The sequence below is a fragment of the Candidatus Magnetaquiglobus sp. genome, from assembly GCF_058402785.1.
Genome location: NZ_JBZVFG010000056.1, coordinates 1 through 19,936 on the forward strand (window position 1 = coordinate 1; position 19,936 = coordinate 19,936).

Here is a 19,936-nt window from a genome sequence, read left to right on the forward strand (position 1 = left end):
AGGCTCTGCCTCCGAACCTCCGCCGGGGACCTTGCGGTCCCCGGCCCCCTGCAATAAAGGGGGTCCTGAATAGTTACCAGAAATTTACCATGGAACTCCCAAAGGGAGGTCCATGGTACGGGGGGTGAGGGGGGGGTCCCCCCATCATGTCAAGTTCCCGTGGAACATCCGCAAAGGGGGCACGGTCAAGGCGCGAGAGCTTCTCCCACCATCCCGCATGCGACCGTGGACCCCCTGACGGGAGTTCCACGGTTGGGGATGAGGGGGTTCCCCCATCCTGCACGTTACAGCAGATCCTTCACCACCTCGCGCTCCTGGCGCAATTCGTTGAGCACGTTCTCGAACCTGGCGCGGCCCCAGGGGGACATGGACAGCCCCTCGACCACCTCCCAGCGGTCGCCGTCCGAGCGGAGCGGATAGCCGAAGACCAGACCCGGATCCACGCCGTATTGACCGGCGGATTGCACCGCGGCCACGAACCAGTCGTCCGCCGGGGTCGGCGCGCCGAAGGAGACCAGGTGATCCAGGGCGGCAATGGCGCCGGAGGCGGCGCTGGAGGCGCCACGGGCCTTGATGACCACGGCGCCGCGATTCTGCACGTCCGGAACAAAGGTATCCTTGAGCCACGCCTCGTCGGTGATCACCTCGGTGAGGGGGCGCCCCTTGATCAGGGCATTCTCGAAGTCCGGATACTGGTTGTTGGAGTGGTTGCCCCACACCGCCAGCCTGGTCACGTCGTTGACCGTGACGCCGGCCTTGTTGGCGAGCATGGTCTTGGCGCGGTTGTAATCGAGACGCATCATCGCGCCGAAGCGATCCTTGGGTACATCGCTGTTGCTCATGGCGATCAGGCAGTTGGTGTTGCAGGGGTTGCCCACCACCACCACGCGCACGTCCGAGGCGGCGCGGTTGAGGGCCTTGCCCTGACCCACGAAGATCGGTCCGTTGACCCGGATCAGATCGGCCCGTTCCATGCCGGGTCCGCGCGGACGCGAGCCGATCAGGAGGGCGGCATTCACGCCGTCGAAGGCCACTTCGGCCTGGTCGGTTCCCTCGACGCTGGCCAAAGTCGGAAACGCGCAGTCATCCAGCTCCATCATCACCGCTTCGCACACCTTCATCGCCGGCGTGATTTCCAACAATTTCAGGTGTACCGGACGATCCGGACCGAAAACCGCGCCCGACGCCAAACGAAAGATGGCGCTGTAGGCGATTTGACCAGCGGCCCCGGTGACCGCCACGCGAACTGGATCTGCCATGCTGTTTTCCTCCCTGATTGCAATGGATGTGTTGGTTCAAGCCGCCATCTTGGCGCGTCTTGCTCGTTTGGGCAAGCCTGCCTCCCTGCCCCGGACCCCATAAGAAAGTTTCACGGAATGCATAAAATGACGCAAGGGGAACGCGCGTGCAACCCTTGCCACGCGCGCGACTCAAAAAGAGGGGCCACGGAACGTGGAAGAGGGGGTCAAGAGGGGCCACGGAACGCGGAAGAGGGGGTCAAGAGGGGCCACGGAACGCGGAAGAGGGACCGCGGACTACGCGGATCGTTCCAACGCCTCATCCAGATCGGCCAGGATATCCCCGATCTCCTCCAGTCCGATGGAGAGACGCACCAACCCTTCGGTGATGCCGGAGGCCTGGCGTTCGGCATCGGTCAACTTGGCGTGGGTGGTGGTGGCCGGATGGGTGGAGAGGGTGCGACAATCCCCCAGGTTGGCGGTGATGATCGCCAGTCGCAGGCCATCGAGGAAGCGATGGGCCCGTTGGCGTGAACCGAGATCCAGGCAGACCAGGGCCCCGAAACGACGCATCTGCCGGACGGCGAGTTCCCGTTGGGGATGATCGGGCAGCCCCGGATAGAGCACCCGACCGGACAGTTCGGGTCGCGCGGCCAGATGGAATGCCACCCGTTCGGCATTGTCGCAATGGCGCTCCATGCGCAGCGGCAGAGTTTCGAGCCCCTTGAAAAGCACCCAGGCGTTGAACGGGGAGAGGGAGGAACCGGTGTTGCGCAGCAGGGGATAGACATGATCCAGCAGGGATTTTCTCTCCCCGGCGATCACCCCGCCCAGCACCCGTCCCTGGCCATCCATATACTTGGTGGCCGAGTGGACCACCAGATCGGCGCCCAACTCCAGAGGCCGTTGCAAACAGGGGGTACACAGCACGTTGTCCACCGCCACGAGAACCCCCCGGTCATGGGCGATGCGACACAAGGCCGCCAGATCGACCATCTCCAGGGTGGGATTGGCCGGGGTCTCCAGAAAGAACAGACGGGTGGCCGGGGTGATGGCCGCCTCCCAGGCCGCCAGATCCGACAGCGGAACACGGGTGACGCCGATCCCCATCCGTTTGAGCAGGGAGTTGGCGATGTTGGTGGTGGAACCGAACACCGAACGGCTGATCACCACATGGTCGCCCGCCGACAGATAGGCCAGAAAGGTCATGGTGATGGCCGCCATGCCGCTCGCGGTGGCCACCGCGTGTCCGGCCCCCTCGAGGGCCGCGACCCGCTCCTCGAACAGCGCCACCGTGGGGTTGGTGAAGCGGCTGTAGAGATTCCCCTCCTCTTCGCCGGCAAAGATCGCCCGCGCCTGCTCGGCGCTCTCGAAACGGAAACTCGAGGTCAAAAAGAGCGGCGGACTGTTCTCCCGCTCCGGTGTGGTCTCCCGACCGGTATGCAACGCCGTGGTCGCCATGCCCCAGCCCCGTCCCTCCATGCCACCCTCATCCCCGATCATGCCCACCCCCCCCTTTCGACAATCGTCCATCCGCTCCGAACCCCGACAACGCTCCCCGTGCCTGAACGAGCCGGCAGGAAGCCAAAGACCATTATGCCGCATTTGCCCTCCGCCGCAACCCCGAACGAACCACGCCTCCACACGGCCCGACAACCCGAATCACCCTCCACATCCCAGACCCCAACCCGACAAAACAACCGTCTCGTGGAATTCTGTGGCTTCGTGCGGTTTACCAATGGAACCGACAGGAAAAATCCCCTATACTGAATGGTGCGAAACGAGAGATCCGTTCCCTCTTGGTTTTTACCGCGGGAATCCCGAGAGCGTCCCGCGGGCGGGGGTGAGGGTGTGTTCCCCGATCATGCAAGTTTTCCAAGGAGCCGCTTCCATGTCGCAACAGCAAAAGTACCGTCTCGTCACGCGCAGCGATTTCGATGGCCTGGTCAGCGCCATGCTCCTGCGCGAACTGGACATCATCGACGACATCCTCTTCGTCCAACCCAAAGACATGCAGGATGGCAAAATCCCCATCAACGCGCGGGACATCATCACCAACCTCCCCTACGTGCCGGGAGCCCATCTGGTGCTGGATCACCACGCCAGCGAAATGGAACGGGTCGCCGATCAACCCCACGACAACTACATCATCCATCCCGACGCCCCCTCGGCCTCGCGGGTGGTCTACCAGCACTTCGGCGGCAAGGCGGCCTTCCCGAATGTCCGCGACGACATCCTCGACGCCGTGGACAAGGCCGACTCCGGACAACTGCTCGAGGATGACGTGCTCTATCCCAAGGGGTGGATGCTGCTCAACTTCATCATGGATCCGCGCACCGGCCTGGGGCGCTTCAAGGAGTTTCGCATCTCCAACTACAACCTCATGATGGATCTGATCGAATATTGCCGCCGTCACACCGTCGAGGAGGTGCTCAAACTGCCGGACGTGAAGGAACGGGTCGATTACTACTTCGAACAAGAAGAGTACTTCAAAACCCAGATCCAGGCCCACACCAAAATCCATCGCAACCTGGCGGTGCTCGACCTGCGCCACGACGACATCATCTATCCGGGCAACCGCTTCATGATCTATGCGCTCTATCCCCAGTGCAACATCTCCCTGCACATTCTCTGGGGCCAGACCCGAAAGATCACGGTTTTCGCGTTGGGCAAATCCATCTTCAACCGAACCTCCAACACCCATATCGGTTCCTTGTGCCTGCAATACGGCGGCGGTGGCCACGCGGCAGCCGGAACCTGTCAGGTTCCCACCGAGAAGGCCATCGAGGTTCGCAAGGCGCTCGAAAACCGCATCCTGGCGGATGGGTGAACGGGCGATTTTAAAGGTATTCTCTCAGGATGACGAACGCATCGCACCTTTTTGGGACCACCCTCGCCGCCGCTCTGCTCCTGTCCGGCTGCGTCACCCTCGATTCGCCAGGCCCCAGCCGCGCGCCCGACGCCCCTCCGGCGACGGCCACGGTGGTCCACGACCCGGATCCCGGCAAAACCGACACGGGCAGCGCTCCGGAAACCAAAAGCACGGCCAAGGAGATCAAGGGGAGCGTGACCCCGCCCTTGCCCAAACCCACGCCATCCAGCCACCCCTCCCAGGTGAAACCCGAAGGGTTGATCGGCTCCACGGGCAAGGAACTGATCGCCCGTTTCGGTCCACCCAACATCACCCTGGATCTCCGTCTGCCCAACAACCAGGCCGCCGAGGGGTATCTCTACTACCCGAAGGATGGCAAGGGGTGCATTCACCAGTTCATCGTGAGCAGCGAGAAAAACAAGGTCATCGACTACGCCTGTCGTTGATCGGGGCTTGTTCCCCTCCGCCTGGACAGGGAGGGGCCGCCAGATAGACCGACCCATCGACACGCCAGCACTGCCGCAACCATTTTCCCCCGCCACCCCCCGCGCCCTGTCGCAACGCCTGGATCCTCTCCTGTTCGCGATCCGCGATACCAGGCGGGGCGGGGGGAAGCAGCAGTTTGCGCGCGCGATGATCGAGCCGCCAAGCGCCGAGCTGCTCGAGCACCGGAGTGCCGAGCAGGGGGATCCCCCTGGCGCCGGTCACGGTGAAGGGCACCTCGCGCAGCACCCGCGAACCGATGCGCAGGCTCTCCAGACGCGCCACGGCCAACTGCCCGGTGGAGCCGTCCGCCAGGGTCGAATGCACGGTCCCCAGCCAGTCCGAGGCGCGAATCAGCCCCATCCCGGTCATCTGATCCACGATATCCCCTGGCAAAACCACCACATTGGCACCGGTATCGATCAAAAACTCCACGATCACCCGATCGTTGAGCACCACCGGAATCCAGTACTGCCCGCGCGCCCCCTTGGGCAACAGGGGAACCACCTCCTCCGGGGGGGATGGATGGCGGTCGCGTTCGCCGGGTGCGCAGGGCTGATCCTTGAGGATGGTGCGTCCCTTGGCATCGATGCAGTGGTACAGGCGCCCCTCGCCCCAGCTCAGGTTCGGGACCAGGCACAGCAGGAACGCCATCCAGCGCGCCATGCGCATCGGCAACGATCCGCGCGGGACCGACGACCTCACGACAGCGCCCCGGCAGCGTCCGAATCGGCCACCCCGACCACCGGCAACAGGTCGGACATGCGCTCCAGCCAGTGGTCGGGTCGAGAACCGGCCAACTCCTCGCGCCCGTGACAACCGAAGGTGACCGCCGCGGTCCGCACCCCGGCGTTGCGTCCCATGTCGAGATCGAAGACGGTATCGCCCACCATCAACGTTCGCTCCGGCGCATGACCGGTGGCGGCGAGAATCTGTTCGATCATCGAGGGATGGGGCTTGCTGGGCGCATGATCCGAGGTCATCCGCACCATGAAATACCCCTCCAGGCTCTGCTCGCGCAAGGTGCGCTCCAGTCCGCGCAACGACTTGCCGGTGGCCACGGCCAGGGTGACGCCCTGGCGGCGCAGGGCGTCCAGCGTCGCCCGCACCCCCGGGAAGAGCGGGGTGGTCAACTCCCCGCCATCCGCCAGCCGCTGGTAATGCGTTTTGTAGGCCGCGACCGCCTGGTCGCGGCGCACCTCGGAAGCTTCGGGCATGAGCACGGCCATCGCCTCGTGCAGGGAGAGCCCCACCACGGCGGCGATGCTGGCATGGGAGAGCGGAGGAGCGCCACCCGCCTCCGCCAGGGCCAGGTTGGCCGAACGGACAATGCCATCCAGGCTGTCCACCAGGGTGCCGTCGCAGTCAAAAATCACCAGGTCATAACGGAGGGACATGAGACTCTCCCAGGGATTGACGCCAGTCTGGCGTGATGATCAAGGTTGGATGAGGATCTTCAGCGTTCCCGGCCCGGCGGCGCGCGTCAGGGCCTCCACCCCCTGCTCCAATGAAAAAACCGCGTCGATCAACGGCTCCACCTCCACCAGCCCCGCGGCCAACAACCGCAATGCCGCCGGAAACGGTCCGCAACGGGATCCGACCAGGGTGATCTCATCGACCACCAGGGAGGCAAAATCGAACGGCGCGGGTTCCGGCAGGGTGCTCTTGACCACCAGACGCCCGCGAGGACGCACCAGACGCCGCGCCAGCGCCAACCCCTCCCGCCCACCCCCGCAGGCCACCACCAGATCGGCCCATCCCGACCTGTCGTCCGCCTCCCCCGTATGGACCGGAATCCCGCGCGCCGCCAGGATCCCCAACTTGCGGGAATGGCGTCCGATCACCCGGATCTCGCAACCGGTCAACGCCAACACCTGGGCCACCAGCAGGCCGAGCCGCCCATCGCCCACCACAACCACACGATCGGAAGGTCGCAGATGGGTCTGTTCGAGAATCTCCAGGGCGGCGGCCAACGGCTCGACGAACACCGCCCGCCGGTCCGACACCCCATCCGGCACCGGATGGAGGTTGGCGACCGGCAGGGTCAGAAAGTCGGCAAAGGCCCCGTCTCGACCGCGAATCCCGATCACCCGGCGCTGCCCGCAGTGACTACGCTCCCCCCTCAAACAGGCCGGACAGGCCCCGCACGCCACGTTGATTCCGCCAACCACGCGGAGATCCACCCATTCGGGCGCATCCGGCGCCGCGATCACCCGTCCCGTGAATTCATGTCCCAAAGTCCCGTCAAATCCGGCATATCCGCCCAATATCGCCAGATCCGTGGCGCATACCCCGGCCAGCGTCACCCGGATCAACGCCTCGCCGCGCGCCAGGACCGGAACCGGCCTACCGCGCTCCAGACGGACCACGCCACCCGCGTGGCGCAGGGCCCGCATGCCCTCCAGACCCAAAGAGGCGTGATGCATGAAAAGTTCGGCTCCAGGTTGAAGGGGGGTTCTGGCGATGCCATCCAGGGCCCGCGTCGGCTGTTTGGCAAACCAAACAGCCTCTTATCGCAAACAGGGTGGCTTGTCGAAAGGAAAGAGGCTAGAATGGATTGATTGAAAGGACAAGGGCAGGTCTGAACACCGACGACCGGACCATCCCCTTGATCATGCGACCACCACGCGAGAGATCGATTCATGAGCGTTTTCCCATCCAAGATCAACCGTCGTCAGGCAATTCTCGCCACCCTGGGCGGCACGGCCCTGGTGCTGATCGGCATGCGTCTGCAAAGCGCCCTCATGGGACGCCCGACAGACCCCACCCTGACCATGCCCAAGGAGTTGATCGGCGTGCTGCTCCCCTCGCCGCGCGAGCTGCAACCTTTCTCCCTGATCGATCATCACGAACGCCCCTTTGGACCGGAACAGGTGCGGGGCGTGTGGACCTTCCTGTTCTTCGGCTACACCCACTGCCCGGACGTCTGTCCGCTCTCCATGGGACTGCTCGCGGAAACCTACGAAATCCTCGGCAAACAACCCGGTGGCCTGAACAAGGTTCAATCCATCTTCGTCTCCGTGGACACCGATCGGGACTCGCCGGAACAGCTCAAGAATTATGTCCCCTACTTCAATCCCGACTTCCTGGGGGTGACCGGCAAACAAGAGGCGATTCACGCCTTTGCCAAGCAACTGGGGGCCTATTACGCCATTCCGCCCAAATCGGACAAGGGGGATGAGTCCCAACTGATCAGCCACTCCTCGGTCTTCTTTCTGCTCGATCCGGCTGGGAAATTCACCGCCCTCTTCCAGCCCCAGTTGCACCAGCCGGCCACCATGGCCGACCTGTTCCTGAAAATTCGCAAACACTATGGAGAGCCCTGATGAAACCCTTTATCGCCTCGCTGTTGCTCGGCTCCGCCCTGCTCGCAACCCCGGCCTTCGCCGCCGATCAACTCCAGGTTCAGGATCCCTGGGTGCGCGCGGGTCCGCCGGTCGCCCAGGCACTGGCCGGCTACATGACGCTTCAAAACGCCGGCAGCCGGGAACTCAAGGTGGTCGGCGCCTCCAGCCCGAACTTCTCCAAGGTCGAGATCCACGAAACCGTCCAACAGGACGGCAAAAGCCAGATGCGTCCCAAACCCCAACTCGCCGTCGCCCCCGGCACCAAAATCCAGATGACCCCTGGCGGCATGCACATCATGTTGATCGGCCCCAAGAATCCCCTGCAACCCAAGGATCATGTCACGATCACCCTGAAGTTCGCCGATGGCACCGAGCAGGCCATCACCGCCGAGGTGCGCGCTGGCAGTGGCGTCAAGAAAGAAAAGCCCCCCGCCGGAAAGGAAGAGATGCACGAACACCACCATTGATCAACCGCGATTCTCGCGATTCGAGTCATGTCGATCGCTGCCAGGACCCCATGGGACGCACGCGAAGCATCCGAACCCATGGGTCGGGAGGGGGAGTCCTCTCCCCGACCGCATGACCGCAACCATTCCAAGCGCCAACGGACCTGAGTCTCTCATGAACCACGCCCTCCCTCCCTCCCGATCCGCCTCCTTCTTCTGGCGCCGCATGGTCTGGCTGCTCCTGGCCGTCTGGTTGCTGCCAGCCACGCCGCTCCTCGCCGCGGAAGGCGACGCACCTCAAGGGGGCGAAGAGATCGCCATTCCGGAAGACCTGGCGCCCGGCGGACAGGAGGCGGAGTTTCTGCGCCAACTCAAACCCCGCATCACACAGCCCGGAGCAGGCAATGGCAACCTGGACCAATTGCGCGCCAGGAACGCCAGAAAGCCCCCCACGGATCTCCCCCTGGACGCAATGGGCAAGGGGTTCTCGCTCCTGGAGGCCGATTTCTCCCTGCGCGCCAAAAGCTCCCTGATCCAGTTCGGCTACAACATGTTCCGTCAGGTCAAGGATCGAACCGCGCCGGTGGTTGGCTCGGCGCCGGACTCCTACGTCCTGGGCGTGGGCGATGAACTGCTGGTCTCCTTCCGGGGCAAGAACGAAAAAAGCTCGGTGGCCAAGATCGATCTGGAAGGCAAGGTGATGATCCCCACCCTGCCCGAACCCATGATGGCCATGGGTCGTCCGTTCGGCGAGTTCCGCGAAGAGTTGCGCGACAAGATCCGCACCACCCAGGTCGGCACGGAAGTGTTCGTCTCCATCGGCTCGTTCCGCTTCTTTTCGGTCTATGTCATGGGCGAGGTCACCCAACCCGGCGTCCACCGGGTGACCGGACTCTCCACCCTGCTCGACGCCCTGAGCACCGCCGGAGGGGTGCGCAAGACCGGTTCGCTGCGCACGGTCCAACTCCATCGCGATGGCGTGGTGCGCACCATCGATCTCTATGCCCTTCTGAACAAGGAAGGCGGCGGCGAGGATCCCACCCTGGCGGTCGGCGACCGCATCGTCGTGCCGCCCATCGGTCCGGTGGTGGCCATCTCCGGACTGGTGAAACGTCCGGGCATCTACGAACTGGCTTCGGGCGAACGATCCATCCCCCTGGACGCGCTTCTGGAACTTTCCGGCGGAACGGTCTCCCCGCAAGGGAACCGTTTCTCCCTGCTCAAGCCGGATGCCAGGGAACGCGAGTCCCTGGTCGAACTCAAGGGACAAAAACAGGAAAAAATCGTCAACGGCAATATTGTCCTCGTCGAGGCGCGCGGCGGTCCGACACTCATGGGCGAGGTGGCCATCGAGGGACACGTCTCCCGCGGCCATACCCGTTCCCTCGCCTCGGCACCCACCGTCCGCTCCCTGCTCAACGATCCCGAACTGCTGCTCCCTGACCCCTATCTGCCGTTCGGCGTCATCTACCGCACGGATCCGAAAACCCGCAACCGAACCTTCCGTCCCATCGATCTGGGATTGATCCATGCACGTCACGAGATCGATCAACCGCTCATGAATCACGATGTCCTCATCGTCTTGAGCCACGAAGATATCCGCTTCCTCTCCTCCGAACGGGTAGCCGCGGTGCTGCAAAAGAAATCCGCGAAGGATTCCTGCGTCGCCCTGACGCGCCTCGAGGCGGTGGCCGCCGCCTCCGATCCTCTGCGTTTTTCCAATCTCTTTCAGTTGAAGGAGATGGGGGTCATCTCGGGCAAGGGCAAAACCGATTCACCCCAACTGAACGCCGAATCCGCCGAATCCCTGCGCCTGAGCAGCGCCTTGCAACTGCAAGAACCCCCGCCCGTCCCGGATGACAAGCTCACCTCCCAATCCAAAGCCGAGCTGACCGAACTGAAAGCCTCACCAAGACTCAGGGCGGGCGTGCCCGTGGCCTCCCTGTCCGGACGGGAACCCATCGCCCCCCTTCCGCCCCAGATGACGTGTCCGGCTGTCTTCAACAAATATCCGGATCTGCTCCCCCTGCTTCTGGACAACTCCGTGCTCCTGGAGGGCAACACCGACTACCCAACCCTCTTCCCGGTGCTGCCCGGCGCGCGCATGAACGATATCGTCGCCATGGCGCAAGGGGTGATCGGCGCCGCCCGGTTCGACAAGAGTCTCTCCCTGGAGTTCCAGATCGACCGCAAACCCGGCACGCGCGACGCCACGCGCCGGGTCATCACCCTGCCCTCCAGCGACATCGCCACCTTCGATCTGCAACCCGGCGATGTCCTGCGCTTCAAGATCGGACAGGTCCACCTGGTCGGTCATGTGACCCGCGAACAGCATCGCCCCCTGCAATCCGTCCCCACGGCACGCCACTTCCTGCTCGACCCCGACGTGCTCAAGACCGATCCCTATCTGTTGTTCGGCGTGGTGCGCCGGGTCGATCCCACCAGTCGCGCCCGCGTCCTGACCGGAATCAATCTGGAGTCCGCCATTCGCGGCGAGGCCACGAACGATCTGAAACTCATGGACAAGGATGAGTTGGTGGTGTTGTCCCAGCAGGACGTGCGCTTCCTCTCCAATCCCCTGGTGCAGTCGATCCTGCTCGGCAAGTCCCCGCGTCAGGAGTGTACCTCCCTGTACCACCTGGCCGAGTTGATGTCCTCCTCGGATGCCTACCGCTTCTCCTCGGCGATCAATCTCTCGCTCTCCGAATTCGAGCATGATCGCAGCTCGGCCAGAAAAACCGCCGACAAGAGCAGCACCATGATCGTGACCGAAGGGCCCGGCGTTCGCAAAACCGAGTGTCCGTCCATCTACGAACGGTTCCCGGAGATCCTGCCTTTCGTGCTCGAAAATGCCGCCATCCTCACCGGAGAGGTACGCACCCCCGGAGTTTTCCCGATCCAGGAGGGGACCCGTCTGTCCGCCCTGGTGCAGAGCGGCGGCGGCATGACCAGCCGCGCGGATCTCAAACAGGTGGAACTGGCCCGCGCCACCCCCGATCTTGAGCGCGGCAGAGCGGAAACCAAACGTTCGGTGCTGGATTTTTCCAGTGGCAAGAGTCTGGAGGATTTTTCTCTGACCCCTGGTGACGTGCTGCGTTTCAGCCCGATCTTCTCGGATCGCGAGATCGGTTATGTGCGGCTGGAAGGGGAGTTCATCCGCGCCGGCCTGTATGACCTGCGCCGCGACGACAAACTGTCGGATATCATCGAGCGGGCGGGCGGGGTCACGCCTCACGCCTTCCCGTACGGGGCGATCTTCACCCGCACCAGCATCCAGAAGGGCCAGAAGGAGAGCTTCGAGCGGGTGGCGCGAGAACTGGAGATGAGTCTTGCCGCTCTGGTGAACACCAGCGTGAAGGAGAAAGGGGAGGCCGCGGCCATCCTGGAGAGCACCCGCGGCATCATCACCTCGCTGCGCTCCGTGCAACCCTTGGGACGCATGACGGTCGAGGCAAATCTGAAGAATCTCAAGACCAATCCGGATCTGGACATCTACCTGGAGGCCGGAGACCGGCTGTTCATGCCGAAAAAACCGAGCGAAATCTCGGTCTCCGGGGCTGTGCTCAATCCGGGATCGTTCCTGTTCATGGCCAAGCACACGCCGATGGATTACATCAAGTGGGCGGGCGGATTCAAGGAGAACGCCAGCAAGGGGGACACTTTCGTGGTCATGCCGGATGGGAAGGCCCAAACCCTGTGGAGTCTGACCACCTGGTGGGATCAACAATCGAGCGCCCTGGTTCCGGGCAGTTCGATCATCGTGCCGTTGGATCCCAAGCCATTCGAGCTGGTCGGCTCCCTGAAGGACATGAGCCAGATCATCAGTCAGTGGGCCATCACGATCGCCTCCCTGGCGGTGTTGAACCGTTGAGCGGGTGCGGCATCGGGATGTCGAACGGATACGGGCGCGGCATCGGGGCGGGGTGAGGGGGGATGCCCGCTCCGATCGCGTCCCGCCAGGCACGGGGCACGATCGGAGCGGGTTCGATCGTTCAGGCGGCGGACAACTGATCGGCGAGACGACGATGTTCGACCATCAGGCAGCGATCCTGAACGGCGAGCAGTCCACCCTGACGGGCGATCGCCATGGACTCTTCGTTGAGGATGCCGCTTTGCAGCCAGAGGCAACCGGCACCGATGCGCACCGACTCCTCGGCCAGGGGCGGCGTATCCTCGGCGCGCCGGAAGAGATCGACGATATCGACATGAATCTCCTCCGGAATCGCCTCCAGGGAGTCGTGGCAAACTTCGCCCAGGATCTCCCCGCCACCCGGACGGACCGGAATGATGCGATAGCCGGCTTGTTGCATGTAGGAGGCGACGCGGAACGAGGCACGATCGGGCTTGGGGGAAAGCCCCACCACGGCGATGACGCGCGCCGTGGAGAGCAGGGTGACGAGCGCGTGGTCGGTAGGTTCGGACATGGTTTGTTTTTCCTTCTCCTGAATGGTATGTTGTTCTATCGACAGGAATCGCGCCCCCCCTCGGGCGCGGCCATGGCCCAAAAGATCCGGTCTTCGCCAGCCGGGGTATGGACCAGTTTGAAACGACAGGATAGACAGACCCCATCCCCCTTGCCGGTACGCAGGGGCAGGTTGATCTGAGTGATGTGTCCGCTGGAGGAGAGCAGGGTGGCGATGGCCCCCCAGATGGCCGGATCCTGGGAGAGTTCACGCACCGAACGACCCACCCAGGTGGTGGTATCGATCTCCATGGCCCTGGCCCCCTTCTCGTTGACCGCCAGGATGCGGTGATCGCCATCGGGTTCGAACCAGATGGCCGGTTCGGCGATATCCTCGGGGTTGAGGACCGGTTGGCGCGAACGGGTCGAGTGGGCCACCTGACGCAGCAGATCGGTTTGGGTCAACAGGCCGACCAGCCGGCCATCATCGGCCACGACCGGCATGCGACGATGGCCGGTGCTGGTGAAAAGATCAAGGGCATGCAGCAGATCCCGTTCCGGTTCGATGTTTTCGGGTCTGCTCTTGGCCAGGGAACGGGCGGTCGAGGCGGGGGTGAAGGTGGGGGAGACGTAATGGCGCAGGATCTCCCCTTCGGTGATCATGCCGAGAAAATTCTCCCCCTCCCGCACCAGGACGCAACCGCGATGGCGCTGGGCGATCTGACGGGCGATATCCCAATAGGTCATCTCCGGCGGAACGACCGGAAGATCCGAGGCGATCATGTCGGCGACCCGGTAGTGGGCCAGCAGGTTGGAGCGGGGGAAAGCGCGCAGGATCTGTTTCTCGGTGATGCCGCCGGAGAGCATCTCATCCTCGTTGAGCACCGGAAAACGACGGAAGCGGCGTCGATAGTAGATCTGGAGCAACTCCTGGCACGGGGTGCTCTCGTGGACGATCTGGGGGAGCGAGACCGGCAGTTCGCCGATGCGGGCCGACTCGGGCTTCACGCCCTGGATCATCCATTTGATGCAGTCGTATTCGGTGATCATGCCGGTGATGACCATGTTCTCGAGCACCACGGCGAACCCGGCGGCCTCGCGGGTCATGCGCCGGATCGATTCGACCAGAGTGGCATGCGGGGTCAGGGTGACGACGTTGGAAAACATGCAGTCGCGAACGAGTTTCATGACAGGCTGGACCTCGAAGAATCGTGGGTGACGGTCCACAACGGCCATGGCCTTTTGTGGACCGACTGGTATTATGCTCAACGGATTGGGGTGATGTCCCGGTTTTTTTTTCATGGGACTCCCGAAGGGAGCGGCATGAAAATCCCGACGGTGGATCCCTGCATGATCCTGAATCGCACAGGCAACAAAAAACGCTGAGAAGAATCTGAACATGATGTTGGAGCGGGCACGCGAGATTCTGGGAATCGAGGCCGAGGCGATCCTGGCCATGGGCAACCGGCTCGACGCCGGATTCGAGCGGGCGGTGGAGACCCTGCACGCCTGTCGCGGACGGATCGTGGTGACCGGGATCGGCAAATCGGGCATGATCGGGCGCAAGATCGCGGCCACCCTGGCCAGCACCGGCGCGCCGGCCTTTTTTCTCCACCCCGCCGAGGGGAGCCACGGGGATCTGGGGATGGTGACGCGCCAGGACGTGGTGATGATCCTCTCCAACAGCGGGGAGACCGGCGAGGTGCTGGCGCTGCTGCCGGTGTTCCGACGGCTCGGAGTGCCTCTGATCGCGCTGGTGGGCAAGCCCGAATCGACCCTGGCGCGCATGAGCGACGTGGCGCTCGACATCGGCGTGGAGCGCGAGGCCTGTCCGATGGGGCTGGCTCCGACCAGTTCGACCACCGCCGCCCTGGCCATGGGGGATGCCCTGGCGGTCTGTCTGCTCGAAAAACGGGATTTCGGTCCCGAGCAATTCGCCTTCCTGCACCCTGGCGGCTCCCTGGGCCGTCGGCTGCTGGTTCGGGTCGCGGACCAGATGCACACCGGAGTGCGCATCCCCCAGGTCTCCGAACGGGTCTCGGTGCGCGACGCGCTCATCGAGATGACCGCCAAACGGTTCGGCATGACCGGCGTCGTCGATGAACGGGGCCGTCTGACCGGCGTGATCACCGATGGGGATCTGCGCCGCCTGATGGAACGGGATGCCGACCCCTTGAACCGGGTGACCGGAGAGATCATGACACGGGATCCGAAGGTGATCGCCGCGGAGGCGTTGGCGGTCGAGGCGACCCGTCTGATGGAACGGTTGAAGATCACCAGCCTGTTCGTACTCTCCGAGGAGCAGGTGCCGGTCGGGGTGATCCATTTGCACGATCTTCTGGAAGCGGGGTTGATGTGATGCGTTCCGGAACACGCCTGGAGACGGAAACGGGACGCCCCGGCCTGCTGCGACGCCATGGCAAGCATCTGTTTTTGTTGTTCGCGCTATTGATCGTGGCGAGCGTATTGTGGTATCTCAAGCAGCCGCATGGTTTGCGTGACCGTGACGATTCGGGGTTGGATCCCCTGGCCGGACGGGAAGGGACCATGGTGACGGATGTGCATCTGACCCAGTTCGACAAGCAACGCACCCGCTGGACCCTGGATGCGCCGAGCGCCCAGCGTGGCGAGGAGAAACGAATCCTGATCCACCACCCCCGACTCGCCTTTGCCCTGGAGGGTCAGGAAGAGGTGGTGGTGACCTCGGAGAGCGGTGAAGTGGACGGGGCCACGGGCCGGATGAGTTTCGCGGGCCGCGTGGTGGCCGGCGACCCGGCCATGGGGCGTCTGATGACGGAACAGTTGCGCTTTGACCCCGAAAGGAAGATCTTGTATACCGAGTTGGCGTTCCGCATGGAACGCGCAGAGATGCGTCTGGAGGGACAAGGTTTGACGGTGGAACAAGAGGCGCAGATTCTCAAGGTCGATTCCCATGTCCGAATGACCTTTCCCTCGGCGATACTCATGACGGAGCAACCATGAAACCCAGGATTCCGGCTGGATGGATGCTGGCCCTGCTGGCGCTGACGACAACGGAACCGGTGGCGGCGGCCCAGGCTTCGCCGCGCATGCTGGCGTTGTCGATCACCTCGGACCGTCTGGAAATGGACGACAAGAACCAGGTGGCGATCTTCTCCGGACATGTGGTCGCCGACGACGGACGGATGCGTCTGACCTCCGAAAAAATGACGGTGCGCTACGACAAGCGGATGAAGGGCAACGGCGGCGTGCGCGAGGTCAAGGCCGAAGGGCGGGTGACGATCCAGCAGGAGCGCGACCATGGCACGGCGGATGTCGCGCTCTATCAGGTGGACAAGCGGGTCGTGGAACTGATCGGCAACGAGCGTGACGCCACGGTGCGGCGTGGTGATGATCAACTGACCGGCAAGCGGATTCTGGTGACCCTGAGTCCCCAGCAGCGCATCGACAAGGTATCGGTGCAGGGTGCCGAGAACCGCCGTGTCAGCGCGCGCATCACCCCCTCCGGGGTGATCAGTCAGGATGGTGGCCCGTCGCGTGTCGAAAAGAGCCCCGCAACCGCGGCAACGGGTGGCGCGGAGTCACACCCCATCTCGGGACTGGCCATGGCGCGAGAAAAGATCACCCTCCCCGCCCCCGGACAGCCGGTCGCCCCAGCCGACGAGAAAAACGCGACCGGCGAGGGACGGGGCCAGACCACGCCCGCCGCTCCGCTCCCCGCCGCCTCGCGGGAGACGGGCGATCCCCGCCCGAACCGCCTCCCGGAAAGCACGGCGACGCCCCAGGAGGTCGAGAGCAATGCGCCAACGACCGAACTGGAGCCCCCCTCGCCCAAACCCAGGCGTCGGGTGCTGCAACCACCCGCGACACGCCGGTGAGCGCTTTGGTCAATCCGTGCCTGGAGGCCAGGGATCTGGGCAAAAGCTATCAGGGCCGGGCCGTGGTCAACGCGGTCTCCCTGGCGGTGGAGCCCGGACAGGTGGTGGGACTGCTCGGACCCAACGGCGCGGGCAAATCGACCATGTTCTACATGTTCGTGGGGCTGGTGGTGCCGGATTCCGGATCGATCTGGCTGGACGGCACGCCGATCACCAGCGAACCGATCCATCTGCGCGCCAGGGCCGGCATCGCCTATCTGCCGCAGGAGCCGTCGATCTTCCGCAAGATGACGGTGGCCGACAACATCCTGGCCATTCTGGAAACCCGTCCCCTGAACCGGCGCGAGCGGCTGGAACGGCTCGACCGGCTGATGCGGGAACTGGGCGTCGATCACCTGGCCAACACGAAAGGGTATGCCCTGTCAGGCGGCGAGCGGCGTCGGGTGGAGGTGGCGCGGGCGTTGGCGATCGAACCGCGCTATATTCTGCTGGATGAGCCGTTCGCCGGCGTGGATCCCCTGGCGGTGGCCGACATCCAGACGATCATCCGCCATCTGGCGGGCCTGGGCATCGGCATTCTGATCACGGATCACAATGTACGTGAAACCTTGGGAATTTGCGATCACGCCTATATCCTAGGCCAGGGGATGGTGTTGGCGAAGGGCCGACCCGAGGAGGTCGTGCAAGATCATCAGGTGCGCACCATGTACCTGGGCATGGATTTTCAATTGTAGGGTTATCAGGGCAACCGGGTTGTTGGCATGGCGTATGGTCTGACACAGGAACTGAAGCTGCGCATGGGCATGCAACTGGTGATGACACCCCAGTTGCAGATGGCGATCCGTTTGCTCCAGATGTCGAGTCTGGACCTGGCCGAATACCTTCAGGAGGAGCTGGACAAAAATCCGCTGCTCGAAAGGGACGAAGGCCCGGCAGGCACGCTCGAGGGCGAGGAACCCCTGCCCTCGGACAAGATCGCCAAGAGCGATGATCTGCTGGATACCGCCGCGCCGATCATGGAGACCTCCATCTCCGACGATCTGCCGGTGGACGCGGACTGGTCGGATGTCTACTCCGGCGACAGCTACGGCGCCGCCCAATTCGAATCCCCGGCAGGCAGCGAAGCCCCACCCCTCGAAAACACCCTCACCCGCGGCGACACCCTGTTCGATCACTTGAGCTGGCAACTCGGCGTCACGGCGATCAACAACCGCGAACGGGTCTTCGGCATGGCGATCATCGATGCCATCGACGACAACGGCTATCTGGGCACCGATCTGTCGGTGCTCGCGGAGATGACCGGCGCCTCCCTCGAAGAGATGGAGGATGCCCTGGTGTTGGTGCAGTCCTTCGATCCGCCCGGTATCGCGGCGCGCGATCTGGCCGAGTGCCTGTTGTTGCAACTCAAGGCCCGCAAGCAGGCGGTCCCGCCCTACACCTCGCTGCTGGAGCGGCTGGAGGATCTGGGCCGGCGCGACTATCGGAAGCTCAAGCGTCTGTTGCGCCTCGACGACGACGAACTGGCCGACGCGGTGGAGCTGATCCAATCCCTGAACCCCAAGCCGGGACTGGCCTTCGGGGTCGAGCAGGCCAACTACATCATTCCTGATGTCTTCGTGCGCAAACAGGAGGGGGAGTGGGTCGTGGAGGTCAATCCCGAGACCGTGCCCCGTCTGCGCATCAACCGCGCCTACGAGAAGGCGATCAACGACCGCATGTCCGAGCGGGACAAGCGTTTTCTGACCGAAAACGCCCGTTCCGCGCAATGGCTGATCAAAAGCCTGGAACAACGTTCCAGCACCATCTATCGGGTTGCCGAGAGCATCGTCCGCTTTCAGAAGGATTTTCTCGAGTACGGCCCCGAGTATCTGCGCCCCCTGATTCTCAAGGATGTAGCCGACGACATCGGCGTGCACGAATCCACCGCCTCGCGGGTGACCAGCAACAAGTACATGCATACCAACCGGGGCATTTTCGAGCTGAAGTTCTTCTTTTCCTCGTCCCTGGCCTCGGACACGGGCGAAAACCACTCCTCCGAGGCGGTGAAGTTCAAGATCCGCAAACTGGTGGAGGGGGAGTCGCCCCGCCGACCGCTCTCCGACGAGAAACTGGCCAAGATCCTCCAGGATCAAGGCATCGCGGTGGCCCGGCGCACGGTGGCCAAATATCGGGATGCCTTGAACATCCCCTCCTCCTCGCGCCGCAAGCGACTCTCACCCGACAAGTGAGCCCAAGGGAGCACGCCCCATGCCCTGGACCAAGAAAATCCGCCACTTGATTCTGGTCACCGGGCTGTCGGGCGCGGGCAAGTCGAGCGCGCTCAAATATCTGGAAGATCTTGGCTATTTCTGGGTGGACAATCTGCCGTTCGCATTGATGCCGGCCTGTTTGACCCATTTTGCCCAGGATCCCGAAACCACGGGCCATCTGGCCATCGGCGTGCATCTGCGCGACGCGGCGGCACGGGCCCGTTTCCAGGAGTACCGGGAGCAGTGGAGCGAGACCGTCGAGCGGGTCGAGACGATCTTTCTCGAGGCCGATGCCGACGTGTTGATCCGGCGTTATCGGGAGACCCGGCGACGTCATCCCCTCGCCGACGAGATGACCGTGGCCGAAGCGGTGCGCCGCGAGATCGACGACCTGTGCGCCTTGCGCGCCGGCGCGGACATCATCATCGACACCACGTCGCTGACCGTTCCGCGGTTGAAAGAGCATCTCGACCAGTTGTTCCACTCCGGGGTGGACGCGGATCTGATGATCTTCCTGCGCTCCTTCGGCTTCAAGCACGGGGTGAACACCGACGCCGACATGGTGTTGGACGGTCGTTTTCTGCTCAATCCCCACTATGACGACACGTTGCGCCATCTGACCGGACGGGATGAACCGGTGATCCGTTTTCTGGAACAGGATGGGGAGGCGAGTCTGTTCCTCGACCGGCTCGAATCGATGTTCGAATACCTGATCCCCCGGTATCGTCAGGAGAAAAAACGCTATTTCACCGTGGACATCGGCTGTACGGGCGGCAAGCACCGTTCGGTCTATCTGGTGGAGCAACTGGCCGCGCGGCTGTCAAAACACGATTTTCAAGTCAGGGTGCGCCATCGCGATCTGAAGCTCCGCTAATCACGCTCCCGTCGAAAGCGGGAGACGCTCCGCGCGCCGGGCTTCTGGGCGATTCGGACGTCCGGCTTCTGGGCGATTCGGACGTCCGACTTCTGGGCGATTCGGACGTCCGGCTTCTGGGCGATTCGGACGTCCGGCTTCTGGGCGATTCGGACGTCCGGCTTCTGG

18 protein-coding genes are annotated in these 19,936 nt (G+C 63.5%); 11 read left to right on the forward strand and 7 right to left on the reverse strand.

Annotated features, from left to right (window positions below; genetic code table 11):
- Window positions 1-284: 284 nt before the first annotated feature.
- Window positions 285-1,259, reverse strand: a complete 975-nt coding sequence (locus ACV4UY_RS14585) for a malate dehydrogenase (RefSeq protein ID WP_491608307.1) — start codon at window positions 1,257-1,259, stop codon at window positions 285-287.
- 276 nt (window positions 1,260-1,535) lie between these two features.
- Window positions 1,536-2,741 (reverse strand): O-succinylhomoserine sulfhydrylase, encoded by a 1,206-nt coding sequence (locus ACV4UY_RS14590; protein ID WP_491608308.1) that lies wholly within the window; start codon window positions 2,739-2,741, stop codon window positions 1,536-1,538.
- Between the two features lie 388 nt (window positions 2,742-3,129).
- Between ACV4UY_RS14590 and ACV4UY_RS14595 the strand changes: the two genes are divergently transcribed.
- Window positions 3,130-4,068 carry an exopolyphosphatase gene (locus ACV4UY_RS14595; protein ID WP_491608309.1) on the forward strand — a complete coding sequence of 313 codons (939 nt, stop codon included), beginning with the start codon at window positions 3,130-3,132 and terminating at the stop codon, window positions 4,066-4,068.
- A 29-nt stretch (window positions 4,069-4,097) separates the two neighbouring features.
- Window positions 4,098-4,556, forward strand: coding sequence for a hypothetical protein (locus ACV4UY_RS14600; RefSeq protein ID WP_491608310.1), 459 nt, complete (start codon window positions 4,098-4,100; stop codon window positions 4,554-4,556).
- On the opposite strand, the gene ACV4UY_RS14605 is transcribed toward ACV4UY_RS14600, so the two are convergent.
- Genes ACV4UY_RS14605 through ACV4UY_RS14615 form a run of 3 tightly spaced genes read right to left on the reverse strand, consistent with a single transcriptional unit; the run spans window position 4,534 to window position 7,019 of the window.
- Window positions 4,534-5,259 (reverse strand): retropepsin-like aspartic protease family protein, encoded by a 726-nt coding sequence (locus ACV4UY_RS14605; protein ID WP_491608311.1) that lies wholly within the window; start codon window positions 5,257-5,259, stop codon window positions 4,534-4,536. The two genes, ACV4UY_RS14600 and ACV4UY_RS14605, sit on opposite strands and share 23 nt — an antisense overlap.
- Window positions 5,260-5,294: 35 nt before the next feature.
- Complete coding sequence (locus tag ACV4UY_RS14610; protein WP_491608312.1) at window positions 5,295-5,990, reverse strand: HAD family hydrolase; 696 nt, start codon at window positions 5,988-5,990, stop codon at window positions 5,295-5,297.
- Window positions 5,991-6,029: 39 nt separating this feature from the next.
- Window positions 6,030-7,019: an MDR/zinc-dependent alcohol dehydrogenase-like family protein gene (locus tag ACV4UY_RS14615; protein ID WP_491608313.1), complete on the reverse strand. Its 990-nt coding sequence runs from the start codon at window positions 7,017-7,019 to the stop codon at window positions 6,030-6,032.
- Window positions 7,020-7,235: 216 nt separating this feature from the next.
- Here ACV4UY_RS14615 and ACV4UY_RS14620 point away from each other — a divergent pair, with 216 nt between their 5' ends.
- The 3 genes from ACV4UY_RS14620 (at window position 7,236) to ACV4UY_RS14630 (ending at window position 12,257) form a co-directional block, all read left to right on the forward strand.
- Window positions 7,236-7,919, forward strand: coding sequence for an SCO family protein (locus ACV4UY_RS14620; protein WP_491608314.1), 684 nt, complete (start codon window positions 7,236-7,238; stop codon window positions 7,917-7,919).
- Window positions 7,919-8,407, forward strand: a complete 489-nt coding sequence (locus ACV4UY_RS14625; RefSeq protein WP_491608315.1) for a copper chaperone PCu(A)C — start codon at window positions 7,919-7,921, stop codon at window positions 8,405-8,407. Before ACV4UY_RS14620 ends, ACV4UY_RS14625 begins: the two co-directional genes overlap by 1 nt.
- Window positions 8,408-8,561: 154 nt before the next feature.
- Window positions 8,562-12,257 (forward strand): SLBB domain-containing protein, encoded by a 3,696-nt coding sequence (locus ACV4UY_RS14630; protein ID WP_491608316.1) that lies wholly within the window; start codon window positions 8,562-8,564, stop codon window positions 12,255-12,257.
- Window positions 12,258-12,378: 121 nt separating this feature from the next.
- On the opposite strand, the gene ACV4UY_RS14635 is transcribed toward ACV4UY_RS14630, so the two are convergent.
- The gene (locus ACV4UY_RS14635; protein WP_491608317.1) at window positions 12,379-12,810 is read right to left on the reverse strand and encodes a CoA-binding protein; all 432 of its coding nucleotides are present in this window, start codon (window positions 12,808-12,810) and stop codon (window positions 12,379-12,381) included.
- Window positions 12,811-12,845: 35 nt separating this feature from the next.
- Window positions 12,846-13,976, reverse strand: a complete 1,131-nt coding sequence (locus ACV4UY_RS14640; protein ID WP_491608318.1) for a CBS domain-containing protein — start codon at window positions 13,974-13,976, stop codon at window positions 12,846-12,848.
- Between the two features lie 211 nt (window positions 13,977-14,187).
- On the opposite strand from ACV4UY_RS14640, the gene ACV4UY_RS14645 reads away from it, so the two are divergent.
- From ACV4UY_RS14645 to rapZ, 6 genes are read left to right on the forward strand one after another with little or no spacing between them, the layout of a single operon-like run.
- The gene (locus ACV4UY_RS14645) at window positions 14,188-15,147 is read left to right on the forward strand and encodes a KpsF/GutQ family sugar-phosphate isomerase (protein WP_491608319.1); all 960 of its coding nucleotides are present in this window, start codon (window positions 14,188-14,190) and stop codon (window positions 15,145-15,147) included.
- Window positions 15,147-15,770, forward strand: a complete 624-nt coding sequence (lptC, locus tag ACV4UY_RS14650) for an LPS export ABC transporter periplasmic protein LptC (protein ID WP_491608326.1) — start codon at window positions 15,147-15,149, stop codon at window positions 15,768-15,770. The genes ACV4UY_RS14645 and lptC overlap by 1 nt, the downstream gene beginning before the upstream one ends.
- A complete protein-coding gene (locus ACV4UY_RS14655) occupies window positions 15,767-16,645 on the forward strand; it encodes an LptA/OstA family protein (protein WP_491608320.1) in 879 nt (292 codons plus the stop codon). The genes lptC and ACV4UY_RS14655 overlap by 4 nt, the downstream gene beginning before the upstream one ends.
- A complete protein-coding gene (lptB, locus tag ACV4UY_RS14660) occupies window positions 16,642-17,379 on the forward strand; it encodes an LPS export ABC transporter ATP-binding protein (protein WP_491608321.1) in 738 nt (245 codons plus the stop codon). Before ACV4UY_RS14655 ends, lptB begins: the two co-directional genes overlap by 4 nt.
- A 27-nt stretch (window positions 17,380-17,406) precedes the next feature.
- Window positions 17,407-18,873, forward strand: coding sequence for an RNA polymerase factor sigma-54 (locus ACV4UY_RS14665; protein ID WP_491608322.1), 1,467 nt, complete (start codon window positions 17,407-17,409; stop codon window positions 18,871-18,873).
- A gap of 19 nt (window positions 18,874-18,892) precedes the next feature.
- On the forward strand, window positions 18,893-19,768 hold the full coding sequence (gene rapZ, locus ACV4UY_RS14670) for an RNase adapter RapZ (protein ID WP_491608323.1): 876 nt from the start codon (window positions 18,893-18,895) through the stop codon (window positions 19,766-19,768).
- Window positions 19,769-19,936 lie beyond the last annotated feature (168 nt).